The organism is Pedobacter aquatilis (assembly GCF_030409415.1).
GTDB classification, from domain to species: domain Bacteria; phylum Bacteroidota; class Bacteroidia; order Sphingobacteriales; family Sphingobacteriaceae; genus Pedobacter; species Pedobacter aquatilis.
This window is the reverse complement of the sequence record NZ_JAUFPW010000034.1, coordinates 17122-34015: the sequence shown is the minus strand read 5'-3', so window position 1 is coordinate 34015 and position 16894 is coordinate 17122. Positions and strand designations below refer to the sequence as shown.

Below are 16894 nucleotides of genomic sequence, written 5' to 3'. Positions count from 1 at the left end.
AAATAAAAACACTAAAATCAATACAAAATATTGATTATCAGGATATTATATTTAATTATACTATAGAAATATATAGATATATTGGATGTAAATCACAGAACAATAGCAACTTTTGACTGCTAGAAGCACGGTTTATTGGCAATTTTGCAAGCGTGAGAGGAGAAATAAAATGTACACGCTCTTGTAGGAACTATGACTGAAGCTTCTGAATTTCCTCAGTAGTCAAGGCAAGGCCAAAACCTTAATGAGAGAGGAATGATTGGGATGGGCATTAACCTTCCAAAGGGAATTCGCTTTTCACCGTTCGGATGCTCATAATTTTTTCCTTAAAGGCCTCATTTGCCACAAGAGATCTATTCTTCACCTTGGTCTTATAGGTGTATATGGTATTCACTGAATAATTAAGGATTTTGGCAATGGTTTCATTTTCATCTATGCCAAGCCGGATTAGTGCAAAAATCCTGAGTTCTTTATTCAACAACTGTCCTGCACTAGGATGAGTTCTATCCTCGTCTGAGAACAGGGCATTGAATTCCTGGATAAAATCAGGAAAAAGATTCAAAAAAACCTCATCAAAACGCTGAAAAAAATGTTCCCTCTCTGTGCTGGTATTCAACCGAGTGATGACATGCTGCAATTCCTGGTATTGCTTTAAGTGCACAATTTTCTCCAGGCTTCTTTTAAGTCTTTCAAGTTTCTCTATGTAATCGGCATTGATATTAAAGAAATGTCCGATATATTCTTCTTTTATCAAATTAACCTCATCAAGCTTACGGTTTGTCCTGGTGAGGGAGCGGTTGGCTACATCAAGTGAAGTGTTTATTTTAAGCAACTCATCATTAGCCTTATTTAAATCTTGATTTTTTTCGATGATAAGCTTATCTGCAATTCTAATTTTCTTTAATTGCTTGAAAGTCTTGCTTGCGAAATAAATGAGGAGCATGATAAGTCCCGTGATGATTGAGGCATAGATTAAAAGTGAGCGTTTTTGCTTCTCGATATCATTTATTTTGTCTTTTTCAATGATCGGGAGTATGTTACTAATTTCAACCTTTCGCTGCTTTGCACCATAGAAATTATTATCCTCAATGGCGTTATGAATGTAATTAAAAGCTTCTTTTACACTCCCCTTTCCATACAGATATTTGGCCAGGTTAACCAGTGCTAACGACTCTTTTATAGAATGGGTATTGTCTATGATTGCAGATTTAAACAAATAGGTCAAACCTAAATCCGGTTTCTTTACGCTGAAATACAGATAACTCAGGCAGCTGTAATTGATGGCACTGTCCTGATAACTGGATTTCATGCTGAGCATCTGTTCGTAAGGCGCGATTGCCGCCTGGTATTGTTTACTGCGAAGTAGTTTTAAACCCTTACCTGATAAATATTCGTAAGAGTTTTTGTGAAAGCTGTTTATAATGGTATCGCAGTACTTTAAGCCTTTTGATTTATAATGTTCGCTGAAATCGTGGATTTTATTATAATCCGTGAGATCGAAGTTGCTTCTTGCCATCAGAAAATAATATTCGAATTGCTGACGGGAATTCAGAAAATTAGGATTTACACTATGCAAAGTATCAAGGCCTTCTTTAAACATACCTGAAGAGATCAGAACAAAGCCCAGGTTAACTTTGGAATAGTTTATTTTTTGCTTGTCTTTCATCTGGTAGGCGCAATCAGCTGCCTTACTGGAATAAATATATGCCGAATCATGTATATAAGATTTATAGGCATTAAAAAGATCCAGATAACCCTGGTAGCGTAAATTAATATCGTGGTAATTTCTTTTAAGTCTCTGCTTTAATCTGCCAATGGATTGCCTTTTTTTAACATCGAAACTCACTTTATTCTGCAATACCTCAATGAGTACTTTTTTAAGGCTATCGGATTGGGCTGATACTGAAAAGGGATTTATGAGGAAAAGTAAACCGATAACAAATATCACGCAAAGCCTGAATGGATTACTTTCAAAATAAAGCGAGCGTTGTGTCATAAGGCAATACTGGATTGTTCGGTAAGGATCAGAAAAGTGTTGCTGTTCTGAAACTTATATTTGGTCTATTCAAATATAATAAAACACGGTCAGAAATTTCTATTCTTCCAGGGATGTTACAAAGGAATAACTCGCTTCCTTTCCTTCAACCACAAATTAAATATTTCTGCAAAGAGATATAACGTTTCCTTAGTGAAAAACAGGCGACGTACTTTAACGCTTTACACTGGATATCCTTAGCTGTAACAGTGCTCCCCCTGTATTTACTCCAAAGTTTACAAATAAGCTGGGACGCTATTGACTATGTGTATGACGCCTTTGTATTTTTTACGCAAACCTATGTGCTATATTCGACCAATATTCTTTTCCACAGTATAAAGCCTAAACGGCCGCATAATTCGGCTACGAAATACTGGATATCTGCAGGTACGTCATTGACTATGCAATAGCGAATTTTATATTTGGGATTGTAACTAAGGTAGATAATCAGGTCGTCAGTAGAAAAGCCGCGTCCGTAAAGGGATTTTAAATGCTGCGTTTGAAGCTCTTTTGCTATTCTCTCTAAACGCTCATTCATAATCTTGGCCAAGGATTTCTGTGGCTTGAATTCGGTCTCAAAAATTGGCAGTACGGTGACGGTCATGGCGCAAATATAATTTTAGCATTCGCATCTGCAATAGCGAACATGGTAAAAAACTGGTGCTGAGGTAAATATTATTTTTAATACCTGCTATCCTGAAACAGATTTGATTAAAGCGCTTAAGCAAAAAAAGGATGTTCTATTTTAAACGGCTGGTGTTATTTCCAGCTTGATAACGCCCCGGGGCTTCTTTCGATATGGCGTCTCCAAGCACACGTTCAAGCAGGCGACTGAAAGCTGTACCGCTCACTTTTTCTGAAGTAAAAAAAGATTTGGAAGGAGGATTTTCTTTAACCTCAGATAGGATTGGCAAAATCTTATGCGTTTGATCGGAACTGGTCAAAATGTTTTCCTGAATACCGGAATGTTTGCCATCAGGACCGACGATAACATTTCCGGTAATGACCAAATGGCTGCCGTTGTGACTTACAACCACGTTTCCCATGACGATGGCAAAATTTTCAGCTTCAGGTTTAAAATTTTGATCGTCTAATTTTGTGTTACTTTAAGATCTGCAAAATCACCGTTAGAATCGTTACCAACCCAGATGCCTATTTTTTTCCCTAACGGGAACTGATTCAGAGTTTTGACCTCTAAACAGCTTTGCTTGAATCCGTTAATGAAAACTTTTACTTTGTCTTTGTTAACCTCAACTTTTACATGAAACCAACCTGTAGGATCTATACCTACCGGAATAACAGCGGATTCGAATTTATCCTTTTGTGTTTCCCTAAGCTGCTGGAAACCAAATTCAGGTTCAAATGCGTATTGAACAGCATGTATCTTACGGACAGAGTCAGAAGAATTAAAATTAAATGGCCGGAAATACACAGATTCATAAGTCTGGTTATCATATCCATGAAAAGCTATTCCCAAAAAGCTTTTTTGGAATAAGTCTCGTCCTCTGGCATCAAATTCTATAGTTCCTTCACTAAATGTCAAATTGACGTCCCCCCGAAAAACGTGGCCATTTTAAAGTAGAAAAATCGGGCAATTATTAATAACTTAAAATAAATAATTGCGATGAAAAAGAGTAAGTTCAGCGAAGCACAGATCGTGTTCGCGATCAAACAATCGGAAACTGGAATAGCGGTTAATGAAGTATGTAGAAAAATGGGCGTTAGTGAAGCTACCTTCTACAATTGGAAGAAAAAATATGGTGGCTTAGGGGTTACTGAGCTAAGGAAGTTACGGCAATTGGAAGAGGAAAATTCACTACTAAAAAAGCTAGTTGCAGATCTAAGTTTAGATAAGCATATGCTACAGGAGGTACTGAAAAAAAAGCTTTAAGGCCAGCTCAGTTGAGGGAGCTGGCCAAAAGCTTAATCCAGGACTTTCGCATTTCGCAAAGGCGTGCATGCAGGGTGGTTGAACAAAAAAGAACTACCTTTTTGTACCAGGCAACACCTAGGGATAATCGAATGCTCACATTAAGAATCAAAGAAATTGCAGAAACTAGGGTACGCTACGGCATGTGGCGTATTTTAACATTGTTGAGAAGAGAGGGATGGAAAGTTAATCACAAAAGGGTTCATCGACTATATAAGCTTGAAAATCTTAATCTTAGAAGCAAACGCCCAAGACGTAACCGAGCTGGTTCGCATCGTCTGGATCGAGAAGCCGCCTCCAGTTTACACGAATGCTGGAGTATGGATTTTGTAGCCGACCAGCTCTTTGATGGCAAAAAATTCCGCACCTTAAATATAGTCGATAACTACAGCAGAAAATGTATGGAAATTTATGTGGATCAGGGAATAAAAGGCAATCAGGTAGTAGATGTTTTAGAGTCCATTCGTAATAAAGTAGGAATCATTCCTAAGAAAATAAGAGTTGACAACGGCAGTGAGTTTATTTCAAAAGCATTGGATAAATGGGCTTATGATAACCAAGTGATATTAGATTTTTCAAGGCCAGGAAAACCCACAGATAATGCATATATTGAGTCTTTTAACGGAAGCTTCAGAGATGAATGTTTAAATACCAACTGGTTCCTATCGATGGATGATGCTAAAGAGAAAATCAAACTATGGCGTGAGGAATATAACTCTTTCAGGCCACATAGCTCCTTAGATGGTTTCACTCCGAATGAGTTCATTGAAACATTGAATATAACGCCCAATTCTCTAGTTTCATCTGGCTAGTTTTTAGGGAGGGGCTCAAAATCATCAACTCGGTCTAGAATTCTACTTTTAAATGGTCTGAATTTTGGGAAGTGCACAAACCCAGACAATCCCGGCATCCGGTCTCTCGTCAACCCTTATAAGTGATCGGCAATTTTCCGTGACCTTTTTAATCTTTCGGTTAAAGACTGTGTAGGACATATTCCCCAGTTTGCTGCACCACGGACAGATTTCAATCAGATTGTACCGTCCTGAATTTACTTGTCGTTTTTGAAATATAATACTAGAATAAGTTTACATTTTCTAGGTGGTAATACTGGAATAAGTTTACATTCATTTCTCGTAATTCTGATATTACTTTACAAGTGTACAATTCGTAATTTATTATTAAAAGAAAAGCCTATTTATTTTTGTTCGTTTGAGTCAAACAGTCTCCGTTTGATCTTTTTCTATATCCTTTTTCTTGTAAGGATAATGCTTCCAACGTTTTTTTATTTCCCCGCTCATGTCATGTGCTTTGCTAGGCGTAAGATAGTCCAGACTGCCATGCGGTCTTTTTTCATTGTAGTTTTCGATGATGATTTCAATGCTCTTATTAGCTTCATTATGATCACGATATATTTTTTTTTGAAAAAACTCATTCTTTACTATTCCGTTAACACGAGATTGGGTCGGCAATGGTTCAAATTAGCAATAAATTTATAGCTGATTTGAAGAGAATGGCAGAACTAGACACCAAGATGACAGAGTACGATGAGCTTGGTAGGTTGATGAAATTAAGAAAGGACAGAGAAAAATTAATGCCGAAGGCTATAGGCAAAAAATTACAGCTAAACGGAAAGCGAGGTGAGTGGCACTCAGGAAATGGATAATAATATTTTTGATGGTTAACTGACTTGACATTTCGGCTTTAGTACCCAACCGATACCCTGGTGGATTGACTAGTTAAAAAAATCCAAAGTGGACTTTTAGCATCATAACTATCAATCTATTGAGATGGTCAGGTTAGACCGAAGCGCATTGTTATTAAAAGCCGAAATGACTTGATTACTCCGAGCGACATCAACGTTTTATGGAATCATTACGTTATAATTATTCGGTTTATTAAACACCCTTAAAAAAGCTTCAAAACCATTCATAAAACAAAGTGTTCTCAAATAAACATTTATCATGAATACAGACCCAAAAGAACAAGAAAAACAGGATGATAAATCTCAGGAGAGAAAAAGTCCTAACGAACAAGAACAAAAAGAAGACAACGATGTACAACGCGGTTTAACCGGAGAAATTGATGATGAGGAAGATGTAAGCGGAGATTTAGCTGGAAACGCTGGCGGAAATAGCTAAGATTAATATGCAGTTATCATTTGATGTATCTTACCAAAACAAATTTCTTTAATGAAGAAAGTTATTTTCTTTGGAGATAGTTTAAGCGCAGGCTATGGGCTTAGAACACCAAATATCGAATCTTTACCGGCATTAATTAACCAAAAAATCCTAAAAGCTGGATTGCCATTCACTGTTATTAATGCCGGTATTAGTGGAGACACTACACGCTCTGCGAAGAACAGACTCGAAAAAACACTTAATGGAGCAATCGATTTATTTATTATCGAACTCGGCGCTAATGATTTTTTAAGGGCATATCCCCCATCAGAAATAACAAGTAATATAAGGGAGATTATTAAAAAAGTACAATCGTATAATCCTGATATTACAATACTGCTACTTGGTTTATCCCTTCCATCCTGGATTCCACTTGGTTACGCTGCTGCTTATGCAAATCTATTTTCTGATTTAGCAGTCGAATTTGAAATTGCATTTATTCCAGACTTTTTAAAAGGCGTGGCCGGAAACAAATTGCTAAATATGCCGGATGGTGTGCATCCATTAGCTGAAGGTTATAAAGTGGCATCAGAGAATATCTGGCCGAAAATTTCAGATTTACTAAGTAAATCCAGCATAAACGATAAGAGAAATGAGCGCAATTAAAAGGAAACTGGAAGCCGAAAAATTTATTGAAGCCAGGTTATTTGAAAAAGAATCAACTATACCAAAAGCGATTAAAGCCTACTTGCATAAACCAATCCATTTGACCCCTTTTCGCCGATTATCTAAAACTCAGACATGCAGAACTTTACAGCAAATTTATTTCTGGTGAGGCGGGGTCAATGTACTCTGATTTATCCAAACAGAAAGCTTTTTTCACAAAATTCATTTTTTTATTGAAGGATTTTCATCACTTACAAATACTTAATATTAAGTATTTACAGGTATTTTTTTTATTGTACATTTCAGTTTGGTTTGAGAATGCGAATTTGATATCATAAAACTAAAAACCAATATTAAATAACAAAAACAATATATCAATTACATGTTCCCAATACTTGGGTGGACTACCTGATTGGTAAGAAAAAATATTAATAATTTACTTCTCTTCATCAATAAAGTTTTGAAACCAAATACCACATTATTGCATTCTGTCTGGGATAATTCGAGTCAGTTTATCACCAAGACCCAAGGTGGTCTTGAAAATGTCAACCTGGATGAAATAATAACCTCAATTTTCAGTAATGGACCTTTCTATTTTTATGTTATTGATTTTTTTGATAGGGAGATCAAGTATATAAGCCCAAGTGTAAAGGACATACACGGGCTAGAACCAGCAGTTACCAAATTTCAGGATATTTTAGACCAGATTCATCCGGATGACATGTCTTTTGTGGCTATGGCAGAAGCTAAAATGATGGATTTGTTTTACAATATACTTGGCATTGATAGATACAAAAAATATAAAATGTCGTATTGTTTCAGGCTCAAAACTGTTGATGGGACTTACCAACTGTTTAATCATCAGGCAATTCTCCTAACAACAGATGAGTTCGGAAGAGGCGCGAAATCATTAAACATACACACCAACATCAGCCATCTCACCTCAGATAATAACTATCAGGTTTCTGCGATCGGAATGTTCGGAGAGCCTTCATTTCTGAACATTGATTTAGAGGATAATATTCCTATATCGAAAGTATCTGAGCCATTATTTTCCGAAAGAGAACTTGATGTAATTAGGCTTCTGTCAACTGGATTAACAAGCAAACAAATTGCTGAAAAATTGTTTATTTCTGTTGAAACAGTCAGAACCCATCGGAAAAATATTTTCCACAAATCAAAAAGTAAGAACGTATGTCAACTTATCACCAAGTGTATCACTGAAGGATTGATATAGTATTTTATTGCTAAATTCAATATTTATTGCTTGGTGTATTTAAATAGAAGGCAACCATTGCAATCATATAATTGAGATGGATTATTTGGATAAATAGTGGTATTACATACTCCATTGTGGTAAGAAAAGCCACACGTAGACGCAAGCGAATATGATCCCGTGAATACTACCCCTTTTGCATCCACGGTTGTCCACTGCCCACCCTTTAATGTTAAGGTATGAGAACCGGCAGGAGCAGGACTGCCATCCGATCTGGGATAACATTTATTATATACCTCTACAAGATAAGTCCCTGCCAAATCGCAGGATTTTTGGCAAGTGAATTTCAGTGGAGCACCTTTAACCAAGTTTCCTTCTTTATCCTTTACAACAGCTTCCACCTCTTGTACGTCTGTAGTCCCGATAGTCCAGTAGGCTTCGGCCTGTCCAGATTTATTTGTCTTCGCATCAAAAATTAATGTACCATTTCCCTTAGTCACTTTCCATTCAACCGGTATGTCTGGCAACGGCCTGCCTAAATCATCTTTAACAATAATTTTCAATGGCTGCGCAAGTTTTGTATTTGCTGCCCCAACTTGATTATTGCCACTATATATTTCTGATTTATCAATTTTTATTACCCAGTTTCCCTGTAATAATATCATTGGCTCAATTAAGTTTGCATTAACACCGAAAGCAAGTTCTTCACTAGTCCAAAACTTGGTCTCAACAGCTCCTGAGATCCCAAAATTATATTTTAAACTATAATTTGGCGTTTCCATTAGACTGGTCTTAAAGTCGAGGGAGTTAGGTAGCGAAAAAGATGCTTTCAACTTATCTGTGCCAAATGGGGACATTTCATAAACGGGTTTGAATAACTCAAAGTTAGCATTCAATTCCATGTGTGGAAGAAAAAATGCTGGGTTAAGAGGAAGAGTAGTAGTGTTTATCTGGAATACAGAAATATTTTTCCAACTGCCACTTTCATATTTTGCACCAACTGTTGCAGACGCTTCGATTGCAACGTTCAATTTTGCTTTACCCGAAATAGTCCACTTGCCCCTTTTGAATGAAAGGCTATGTTTCATTGGTACCGGAAAAATTATTATCCCCAATGGACTCGGTATTGGAAGATTAATAATAAATGGCTTTAGAGTAATCGGCGTAATCAAATCTACCTCATCCATAAGTGTAACGGCAGTTTCGTTGCTATTGGTGATTTCCAAACTGCTGCCTTTTGTATTAATATTTACTTGAATAAGCACTTTGTCCGGTAATGGGGAGTTTTTGGATTTTATGTATTCAAAATTAATATCAGTTATATTGACTGCAATATTTCCGCTGATTTCTAAACCTGGAAATAATTTGGTATCTTTTATGAATGGGATTACAAAGTTCACATCACTAATAATCCCTGGTTTATTACTTACACTCAGTTTACCAATGCCAGCTGACTTGATACCGGGGGTGAGTATTTGGGTGAAGGATTGTTCATACTTCGCTTTTACATTGATTGTTTCAAATGCTTCATTTAAAGCCGCAGGTTCAGTATGACAAATGAATTCTCCGGATTTATCTTCAATACTAACAACCTTCCTTAAAAAACTTTCTACGATACCATCCAAGCTGCCTGATAATATTATGCTTCCAACTTCCGGTATCTTTGCAACATTGCTTTTATCTATGGTTATAGTGTTTTCCGCTACAGATTTAACAGATTTGACACCCAGGAAAATGGCATTTTTATTAAGCGTATTTTCTGACTCTATTTTCGGAATCTCTGGTTCAGTTTCTAAGGGCTGCCTTTTCTTGCATGAATTGAAGATTAATAATATTACAATCATTATAAATAGACATGGATTTATTAGTTTAGTGAGAGGCTTCATAGAGATTGGCGTTAAACAAAACATAAATTTCAGTTAAATAACAGTTGCAATCAATACCCCAAATGCGGTATTAATTGCAACTGTTATTTGGCTACCTGTACAAATTATATACGCTAATTAAGCCCGCTCCAACGAATTCTTAAAGTTGCCTAATAGTAATAAAGGAGTTCAGATGGCGTGGTTTCTAAAAACTTTTTAAGTAAGGAGATAAGTATAGCGTGCAGTTGCATTTCTTTATGCCAACAGACTTTTTCATTCTTTTTTCAATTCTTCAGGGTTTCAAAATTGAAATCTGCTTTCCACCAAATTTTCATAAATTGAAATCTTTAATTTCACGCATTCATTTTGAAATTAGTTAATAGTTTTATCACAATTAACTTTCCTCTTTGAGGATTACCTTGAAAACTTAAGCGCATTCTTACAGGCACTTGGACCAATCATTTATGATTTAAATAATAGAGAGTTATGCGAAAAGCTTACTTTTCAGAAAAATGGCAACGGGTTGTACAAAGAATTTAGAACACAAAACTTGGCAAATATGAATAAGAGTTGTTTTAGGTTTTTAAAATAACGTAGACAACCGAGACCCATTAACCCATCTCACCAAAAACAAATGGAACATAACCTGTTGCTTTAGAACCGATTCTCCTTTGTTAGAAAATTGGCGAGACGGGGTCAATATACTCTAGTTTATCCAACTTAAGGTCATGCAAACTACCAAAATCGAGAAGCTATCTTTCAAGAAGTATTACCTGCCATTAATATATTGTACTATCTTATGCATATACTTTTTGGCTGCTTATAATAACTACGAATATTACCACTATGATGAACATTATCAAATTATTGGTTTCGCACAGGATCGGCTAGGTTTGACAGATGATGTAAGTTGGGAATATAGCCGGGCAATGCGCTCTACCATCCAACCAACAATCTTTTTACAGATTTTGAAGATAACCAATAGTTTGGGATTTTATGAAACATTTGCTCCTGCTTTCATTTCAAGACTGATTAGTGGGGCATTTTCTTTCATAGCTATTTATATTTTTATTCAAAAAAAAAAAGATAGGATTAAGCCAAATCTACACATGTGCTATATCATTCTCTCTTTTTTAGTTTGGTATATACCCCTTATTAGCGTAAGATTTTCATCTGAAACTTGGTCTAGTGGCTGCATTCTATTAGCAATTGCTGCAGTATCGAATATCAATTCTTCAACTAATAAGAATTTGCCAGTAATAGGAGGCTTAATATCCTTCGCAGGATATACGAAACCAAGTTTGTGGGCAAAGAACAAAGTTTTGGGGATTCATATAATGCGACGGCAGATAGGTACCTATATGACCACCCCGGAGCAAGTGAGGCCACTGCTACAGAGTATGCACTGAAGGCGAAACTAGGCAATGCTATAAATTTGTTCAAAAAAAACACATCCAATAACGAATTTACTTATTTAGTAGCTGCTCAACAAACCGGAGATACTACTGCTCCAATGACATCTAACCCATGCCCAACTAATTAAAATTATATGAAAACAATTATAACATTTGCCATGGTTTGTATCAGTTTTTCTGCTATGAGCCAGATAAGATTAAACTCTAAAGATGCAAGAATCACACTTCCCTCGTTAATAACAAAAGCACCAACTAGCCAAAAAATTGCTTCAAGACCTTCAGATGGTACTGTCGATGTTTCAACTTTGAGTAAGGGTAATTATCAACTAAAGGGACAGAGCTTTAATATCTCAAGTCATCCGCTAAATAATGATTCAAAGTTTATTGCTGAAAGAAAGTTGGAAATGGAGAATCGAAAGAGACGTTACAATCCCAATGACCAATATTATGAAATTTACGTTACTAAGGTTAATGGTTTCGATGCGCTAGTATCCCGGAATAGGACAGATAGTCAAAATAGCTATTATATGTTTTACGTTTTAAATAGTGACTTTTCGTCATACGTCAATGGAATGCTTTTTTATAAAGCAAGTGATGAAATCGCAGCAAAGAACAATCTAAATGAAATTTTAAACGGCGTAAATTTTAAATAATGTTTTTATAGGCGGGAGAACATAATATAAGCTCTCCCGCTTTGTAGTTATCATGCACGACAATAAAATGAGTGGTGAGGCAACAGCTGTAGGTCAATAATTATTCCCTCATCAGAAAGATTAGTATGATTGTTGGCAACCTAAAAGAGAATAAGAAAATTCTAATCCCACGCTAAATAGTCATTTAACGGCACTTTTGCAAAGCATGTTAAACTTAATTAAAATGCGGGTTTTTGCTAATTCTCATTCCCATGGCTGTTTGTGGAGATTTTGGCTATCTTGAGCAAATCATTCCGTGTCAGATTGACCACTCTAAGAAAAAATACATCTTATCACTAACATATTATTTTTTAGTCTTTTGGGGTGGTCAGTCTAGAACGAAACACACTGACCCTAAATTCCGAAATAAGTTGATCAGTCTTAGCGAAATCTCCACGCTAAGAGAATTAGAATAAATGTTTATTGTATAGCAATCTATATCCTTTTCTTTATGCCTTGTAGTTCTTTGAAAACTTGCTATATCCAGAGACTAATTCACAACAGTACCCAGGAATACTGTAAAAATTTAAAAAGGATGATCCACATTTACCACAATAGTAAATAGCAAAAAGTCACAATTAAGAGGCCGACAATGGCTTTAATCCCCTGTAATATTGAATATTTAAGTTTTTTATGAGAGACGCTCAAAGTCAAGATGTTTTGTTTGACCAGCAGAAGATGTTTTTGTTTAAAATGATCGATGCGTGAAAATAAGTTTAATTTTTGCCACGGAATCACCGCGTAAGATATGCCGAAAATCCCCCTATTGACTAATAAGCAGCAATAATAGTAAAAGGTGAAATATTATTAGCCTAAAGATTCTGTTTTTATTTTTTCGAAAGGATTTTTGAAATGGCATATAAAATTAAACGTTATTACCATCGGATACTGATGAACCTTTTGAAAAAACCATGAATTTGAACAAACGTGCTTCAAGATAAAAGATTATGGATAAGATAAGTTTTGAAGAGATGCCAGAGGTACTAATGGAAATTTTAAAAAAAATCGAACGATTAGAAGTGATGGTATCCAAACTTCATCTCTTGGAGTCTGATGAACAGGAATTACTGAATATTCATGAGGCTGCTGCATTTCTTAAAACATCGGTACCAGCACTATATACCAAAGTTTCCCGTAGGGAGATTCCGGTCAGTAAGCCTGGACGAAGGTTATATTTCTCTAAATCAAATCTAATGGAATGGATAAGGGCATCCAAACTTAAAACTCAAAATGAGATGCTGAAAGAGGCTCAAATAAAAATGAAAGGATATAGAAAACATTTCGGTAGCTAAAAAATAGCTGCATGCAGATACATGTTGCAATCAACTAGCACAATTAAGTTGACTCAACTATAATAGTCTCATAATTCTAGGTTAATCTTTCTAGTGGCTTCAATTTTTTTCCTATCAACGACCTTTGCATAAATTTCTGTAGTTTTTATACTTTTATGTCCCAGCATTTTAGAAACGGTATATATATCAGTACCCAATTCTATTTGTAAAGTTGCGTAAGTATGCCGAAAACTATGAAATGTAATATTTTTTTTAATTCCGGCAGCAGTAAGCCATTTTTTTAAAAATTCCTTAAACTGATGATAAATTAAACCGTAGAAGACCAAGTCTGAACCTTTTTTCTTCACCCCCATAAGCTCTACAGCCTGATCGGAAATTGGTAATGTTTCGGCACCTTCTGTTTTCTCCTGAAAATACTGGAGGCTATATTTTCCTTTATAGCCTCTCACCTCATTCCAACTAAGTGTCTGAACATCGGAGAACCTAAGCCCAGTTAAAGCTGAAAACAGGCAAGCACGTTTCATTAAATCTGACTTTGCGGGAGTTTTCACCAATAATTGAAGTTCCTCTATTTCGAGTCGCTCCCGATGTGTTTCTTTGGGATCAACAGCGTCAATTTTAGAATATAAATCTTCCGTAATCAAATTCCTTCTATAAACTTCTTTCAAAGCCGTTCTAAACTTTGCAAAATAGCTCACGGCAGTGTTGCGGCTTATTGGGCGTCCCCTCCTACTTATCCCAGGACCACTTAACAAAAAAGATTTATAATCCTCACAAAAAAACTCATCCAAATCACTGAATTTAAACGTTTCTCCGGCAAAAGCTTGAAAGTATTTTACAGACATTGCCGCCTGATCGGACAGTGAAGTCTGTTTCTTTCTATTTAATTCTTTAAAGAACTCAATAAAATCCGCATCCCGTGCATCATCTGATAGAAAACCAAACCTCCTATTCTGAACATCCAGTTGACGATTACATCTAACATGTTCTGCCAAAAGCAAAGTTTCTTTGTTATGCTTTTTATGATAATCATTCTTTGGCTTATCATAAATATAAAGTTTAAGATTTTCCCTTCTTATCAATTTCCCAGTTTTAGGATGCCTCAAAGGCGGGTAGTAGTCCAAATATAGGGAGTGCCTATTATCCTTCAGTAGCCGTTTGCGAACCTTTACTTTAGACATGGTTTTTAATTTATATAATTAATATCGTTTAGAATTTAAGAAGATAGCAACTGAATCAAATCCTGCCTTCTCTTTCAAAGGTTTTGTAAAGTTTATCTATTGCTTTTCTTGATAAAAGTACATTTTGGCCATCTCTTATTTTAGGCACTAATCGTCTGTTGAAAAATGCGCAATAACATCTCTGGAATCCCCGAATATGGTGCCCCGCATCCTGGCAGGGTTAAATTGGTTCAACTGGAAATTTTCGGCAAATGGCTGGCCAGAGATTTTATCGATGAGCTTTCCAAGCAGATAGCCATTGGTCTGGTTATAACTAAACTTCTCACCGGGGGCTAAAATCCATCGGCAGGCTTTTCACTTTCTCCCAGACCGCACTTTCAGATTTAAGCGCGCCGACGCCCCCCGTTAACGGATCCAGCACTTTCAAAAGATCCGGAAAACCCGAAGTATGGGTCAGCATCTGGTTGATGGTCACCTGGGGCCATTGGGGCGGCAAAACATCAAGATAACGGCTTATTGGTGCGGAAAGCTCCACTTTCCCGGATTCTACCAATTGCATGATGGCTACCGCTGTAAAAACCTTCGTGCAGGAATTGATTGCAAAAATGGACTGATCATCGACTTTGACACTATCCTGCACATTGGCCAGACCATAACTTTTTTTAAAAACCAGTTTACCAGCCTTAACGATGGCTACCTGTAGACCAGGAATTTTACGCTCATTCATCTCCCGGCTTATGATCTGGTCAACGGCGCTATTATCCTTCTGGGAGAACGCATTTAAAAACAAACAAATACCAATCAGGGTCAATAATCTACTTTTCATATTTTTTTTCTTAAGAACAAAACAGTGTTGCCTGAATCATTTAGCAATAAAAACACAGAATAGACACGATAAAAATTGTAGCGTTGCATATGCTTTAATTAATTGTATATACAATTCTCCCACATACCACCCTATCAATCATTAAATCTTAATCACATAAATCGAGCTATATCCTTTTGTATGCTTAGCAGGCTAAGACCGTTTAGCTGAATAAAATTAATTACACACTTATAATCAAACATATACAAACCTGTAAACTTAAAAAATACTCAATATATAGTATTTTTTAAAGCAGCTAAATTGTTTAAGATTGTATCATCCAAACGAAAATTAAGTCCCTGCTGATACGCTCAAATATCCACTCAGATACTCAAAATTTAACCCTCAAAATCTAAATTAACATGAAGCCATTCCAACACCCGCCCGCGAGGAGCTGAACCTGAATAGACAGGCGGTGCTTTCTATCAAAGTACCCTATCTGAATTTCGAAGAGATTTCAAGTAACTAGTAGAAATAATTCTTAGGTGCAGGCAATACCAGCGGGTAAACCCAGCATCAAAAAAATATAAAAGATGAAAAAAGGTGTGCTTGTGGTTAAAAACTCCCAGCTCAGCCCAGCATCTAATAATCCTAAGCAAATAAATATTTCTGTGCGGACTAAACCTGCCTGTTAACCCAGCACCAAAAAAAGAATAGTTTAAACTCCAAAAGGATAATCCTATTGATAAAAAATCATCAATAAAACTCTGAGGGGCAACCCGTAAAAAAACAACCAAATGCCATTAGGCTTTCAATAGAACGCTAAACATAGGCCAAATAATTATTAACCTCTAAAAAAAATAAACATCATGAAATGTAATGATCAATCTGTAAGCTATCTTAAATCTAAAGGCTATAACGTTGTCCGCCTTCCAAGGACTGACATCGCCCCTTTACAAATCCTAACAAAAAAGAAAGGGGTCCTGGAGTATTTAGGCAATATTGATACCGTGCTGGTTTCTGGCCCCAATGCTGCATTACCTGCTGTAAACCCTGAAGCAGATACGGCCAATGTCTCTGGACAGAAAACCAGTGACTTAAGTGCTGGCGTTGCCATGAGCATTTTAGGGGGCATCATCAGTGCTATGGGTGGAAACTTAGGGATTGATGCGGCTTACAGCAATGCCAAAACCATCGCTTTTACCTTTGAAGATGTCAAATCCGAAAACGTGGACATCATTAAGCTTGACATGTATTTGAATGATGCAGACATCAACCCACTTTCCAGACAAATTAGTGAATTACTCGAATCAGACGACATTTACATCATCACTTCAGTATTAAAAAGTAATAAGATCAGCGTAGAGGCTACCTCAAAAAACAACAGCAGTTTAAAAGTGGAAGTTCCGGTGATTAAAGAAATCGTTGGCGGGAAAGTTGACGTCAGCTCAGAGAGCAGCGCTTCATCAAAAACGGTATACAGTGGGGACAAAATGCTGGTATTTGGTTTTAAAGCGATCAGGTTAATCTATGAAAACGGCAAGTACACGGCATTCGAAAATGCAGATAACGGGATCGGTTTATCAGCAACTGAAACATTTGAACGCGTCAAAGAGGTGAAAGATAAGGGCACTCTTGAATACCTGGCACCTTCAGATAACCTGATCCAGTTTAGCTAAA

General features: G+C 36.4%; 17 protein-coding genes. 9 read left to right on the top strand and 8 right to left on the bottom strand.

Going from position 1 to position 16894, the window contains the following annotated elements:
* Window positions 1-271: 271 nt before the first annotated feature.
* The 3 genes from susR to QWY86_RS16115 form a co-directional block, all read right to left on the bottom strand.
* The gene (gene susR, locus QWY86_RS16125) at window positions 272-1996 is read right to left on the bottom strand and encodes a SusR family glycan utilization regulator (RefSeq protein ID WP_290243491.1); all 1725 of its coding nucleotides are present in this window, start codon (window positions 1994-1996) and stop codon (window positions 272-274) included.
* A gap of 779 nt (window positions 1997-2775) precedes the next feature.
* Window positions 2776-3081, bottom strand: a complete 306-nt coding sequence (locus tag QWY86_RS16120) for a hypothetical protein (RefSeq protein ID WP_290243490.1) — start codon at window positions 3079-3081, stop codon at window positions 2776-2778.
* Window positions 3082-3125: 44 nt separating this feature from the next.
* Window positions 3126-3578, bottom strand: coding sequence for a hypothetical protein (locus tag QWY86_RS16115; protein ID WP_290243488.1), 453 nt, complete (start codon window positions 3576-3578; stop codon window positions 3126-3128).
* Between the two features lie 81 nt (window positions 3579-3659).
* Between QWY86_RS16115 and QWY86_RS16110 the strand changes: the two genes are divergently transcribed.
* Window positions 3660-4777 (top strand): IS3 family transposase gene (locus QWY86_RS16110; RefSeq protein WP_290243487.1). Its coding sequence is split into 2 segments (ribosomal slippage): window positions 3660-3912 and window positions 3912-4777, totalling 1119 coding nucleotides; the frame shifts between segments, so codons are not numbered across the junction.
* A gap of 402 nt (window positions 4778-5179) precedes the next feature.
* On the opposite strand, the gene QWY86_RS16105 is transcribed toward QWY86_RS16110, so the two are convergent.
* Entirely contained in the window at window positions 5180-5434 is a 255-nt protein-coding gene (locus QWY86_RS16105) for an integrase core domain-containing protein (protein ID WP_290243486.1), read from the bottom strand.
* A 41-nt stretch (window positions 5435-5475) separates the two neighbouring features.
* On the opposite strand from QWY86_RS16105, the gene QWY86_RS16100 reads away from it, so the two are divergent.
* The 4 genes from QWY86_RS16100 to QWY86_RS16085 all read left to right on the top strand — a co-directional run bounded on the left by QWY86_RS16100 (window position 5476) and on the right by QWY86_RS16085 (window position 7985).
* The gene (locus QWY86_RS16100; RefSeq protein ID WP_290243485.1) at window positions 5476-5628 is read left to right on the top strand and encodes a hypothetical protein; all 153 of its coding nucleotides are present in this window, start codon (window positions 5476-5478) and stop codon (window positions 5626-5628) included.
* A gap of 298 nt (window positions 5629-5926) precedes the next feature.
* Window positions 5927-6103 carry a hypothetical protein gene (locus tag QWY86_RS16095; protein WP_290243482.1) on the top strand — a complete coding sequence of 59 codons (177 nt, stop codon included), beginning with the start codon at window positions 5927-5929 and terminating at the stop codon, window positions 6101-6103.
* A 51-nt stretch (window positions 6104-6154) separates the two neighbouring features.
* A complete protein-coding gene (locus QWY86_RS16090; protein WP_290243481.1) occupies window positions 6155-6748 on the top strand; it encodes an arylesterase in 594 nt (197 codons plus the stop codon).
* Window positions 6749-7208: 460 nt separating this feature from the next.
* Window positions 7209-7985 carry a LuxR C-terminal-related transcriptional regulator gene (locus QWY86_RS16085; RefSeq protein WP_290243480.1) on the top strand — a complete coding sequence of 259 codons (777 nt, stop codon included), beginning with the start codon at window positions 7209-7211 and terminating at the stop codon, window positions 7983-7985.
* Between the two features lie 23 nt (window positions 7986-8008).
* On the opposite strand, the gene QWY86_RS16080 is transcribed toward QWY86_RS16085, so the two are convergent.
* Complete coding sequence (locus QWY86_RS16080; RefSeq protein ID WP_290243478.1) at window positions 8009-9808, bottom strand: Ig-like domain-containing protein; 1800 nt, start codon at window positions 9806-9808, stop codon at window positions 8009-8011.
* 749 nt (window positions 9809-10557) lie between these two features.
* Here QWY86_RS16080 and QWY86_RS16075 point away from each other — a divergent pair.
* From QWY86_RS16075 to QWY86_RS16065, 3 genes are all read left to right on the top strand, one after another.
* Window positions 10558-11238, top strand: coding sequence for a hypothetical protein (locus QWY86_RS16075; protein ID WP_290243476.1), 681 nt, complete (start codon window positions 10558-10560; stop codon window positions 11236-11238).
* A gap of 140 nt (window positions 11239-11378) precedes the next feature.
* On the top strand, window positions 11379-11897 hold the full coding sequence (locus QWY86_RS16070; RefSeq protein WP_290243475.1) for a hypothetical protein: 519 nt from the start codon (window positions 11379-11381) through the stop codon (window positions 11895-11897).
* Window positions 11898-12883: 986 nt separating this feature from the next.
* A complete protein-coding gene (locus tag QWY86_RS16065) occupies window positions 12884-13228 on the top strand; it encodes a helix-turn-helix domain-containing protein (RefSeq protein WP_290243473.1) in 345 nt (114 codons plus the stop codon).
* A gap of 68 nt (window positions 13229-13296) precedes the next feature.
* On the opposite strand, the gene QWY86_RS16060 is transcribed toward QWY86_RS16065, so the two are convergent.
* The 3 genes from QWY86_RS16060 to QWY86_RS16050 all read right to left on the bottom strand — a co-directional run bounded on the left by QWY86_RS16060 (window position 13297) and on the right by QWY86_RS16050 (window position 15235).
* Window positions 13297-14409, bottom strand: a complete 1113-nt coding sequence (locus tag QWY86_RS16060) for a site-specific integrase (RefSeq protein ID WP_290243470.1) — start codon at window positions 14407-14409, stop codon at window positions 13297-13299.
* 147 nt (window positions 14410-14556) lie between these two features.
* Window positions 14557-14685: a hypothetical protein gene (locus tag QWY86_RS20155; RefSeq protein ID WP_353958926.1), complete on the bottom strand. Its 129-nt coding sequence runs from the start codon at window positions 14683-14685 to the stop codon at window positions 14557-14559.
* Between the two features lie 46 nt (window positions 14686-14731).
* On the bottom strand, window positions 14732-15235 hold the full coding sequence (locus QWY86_RS16050) for a serine hydrolase domain-containing protein (RefSeq protein WP_290243466.1): 504 nt from the start codon (window positions 15233-15235) through the stop codon (window positions 14732-14734).
* A gap of 848 nt (window positions 15236-16083) precedes the next feature.
* Between QWY86_RS16050 and QWY86_RS16045 the strand changes: the two genes are divergently transcribed.
* Entirely contained in the window at window positions 16084-16893 is an 810-nt protein-coding gene (locus QWY86_RS16045; protein ID WP_290243464.1) for a gasdermin, read from the top strand.
* The last annotated feature ends 1 nt before the right edge of the window (window position 16894 follow it).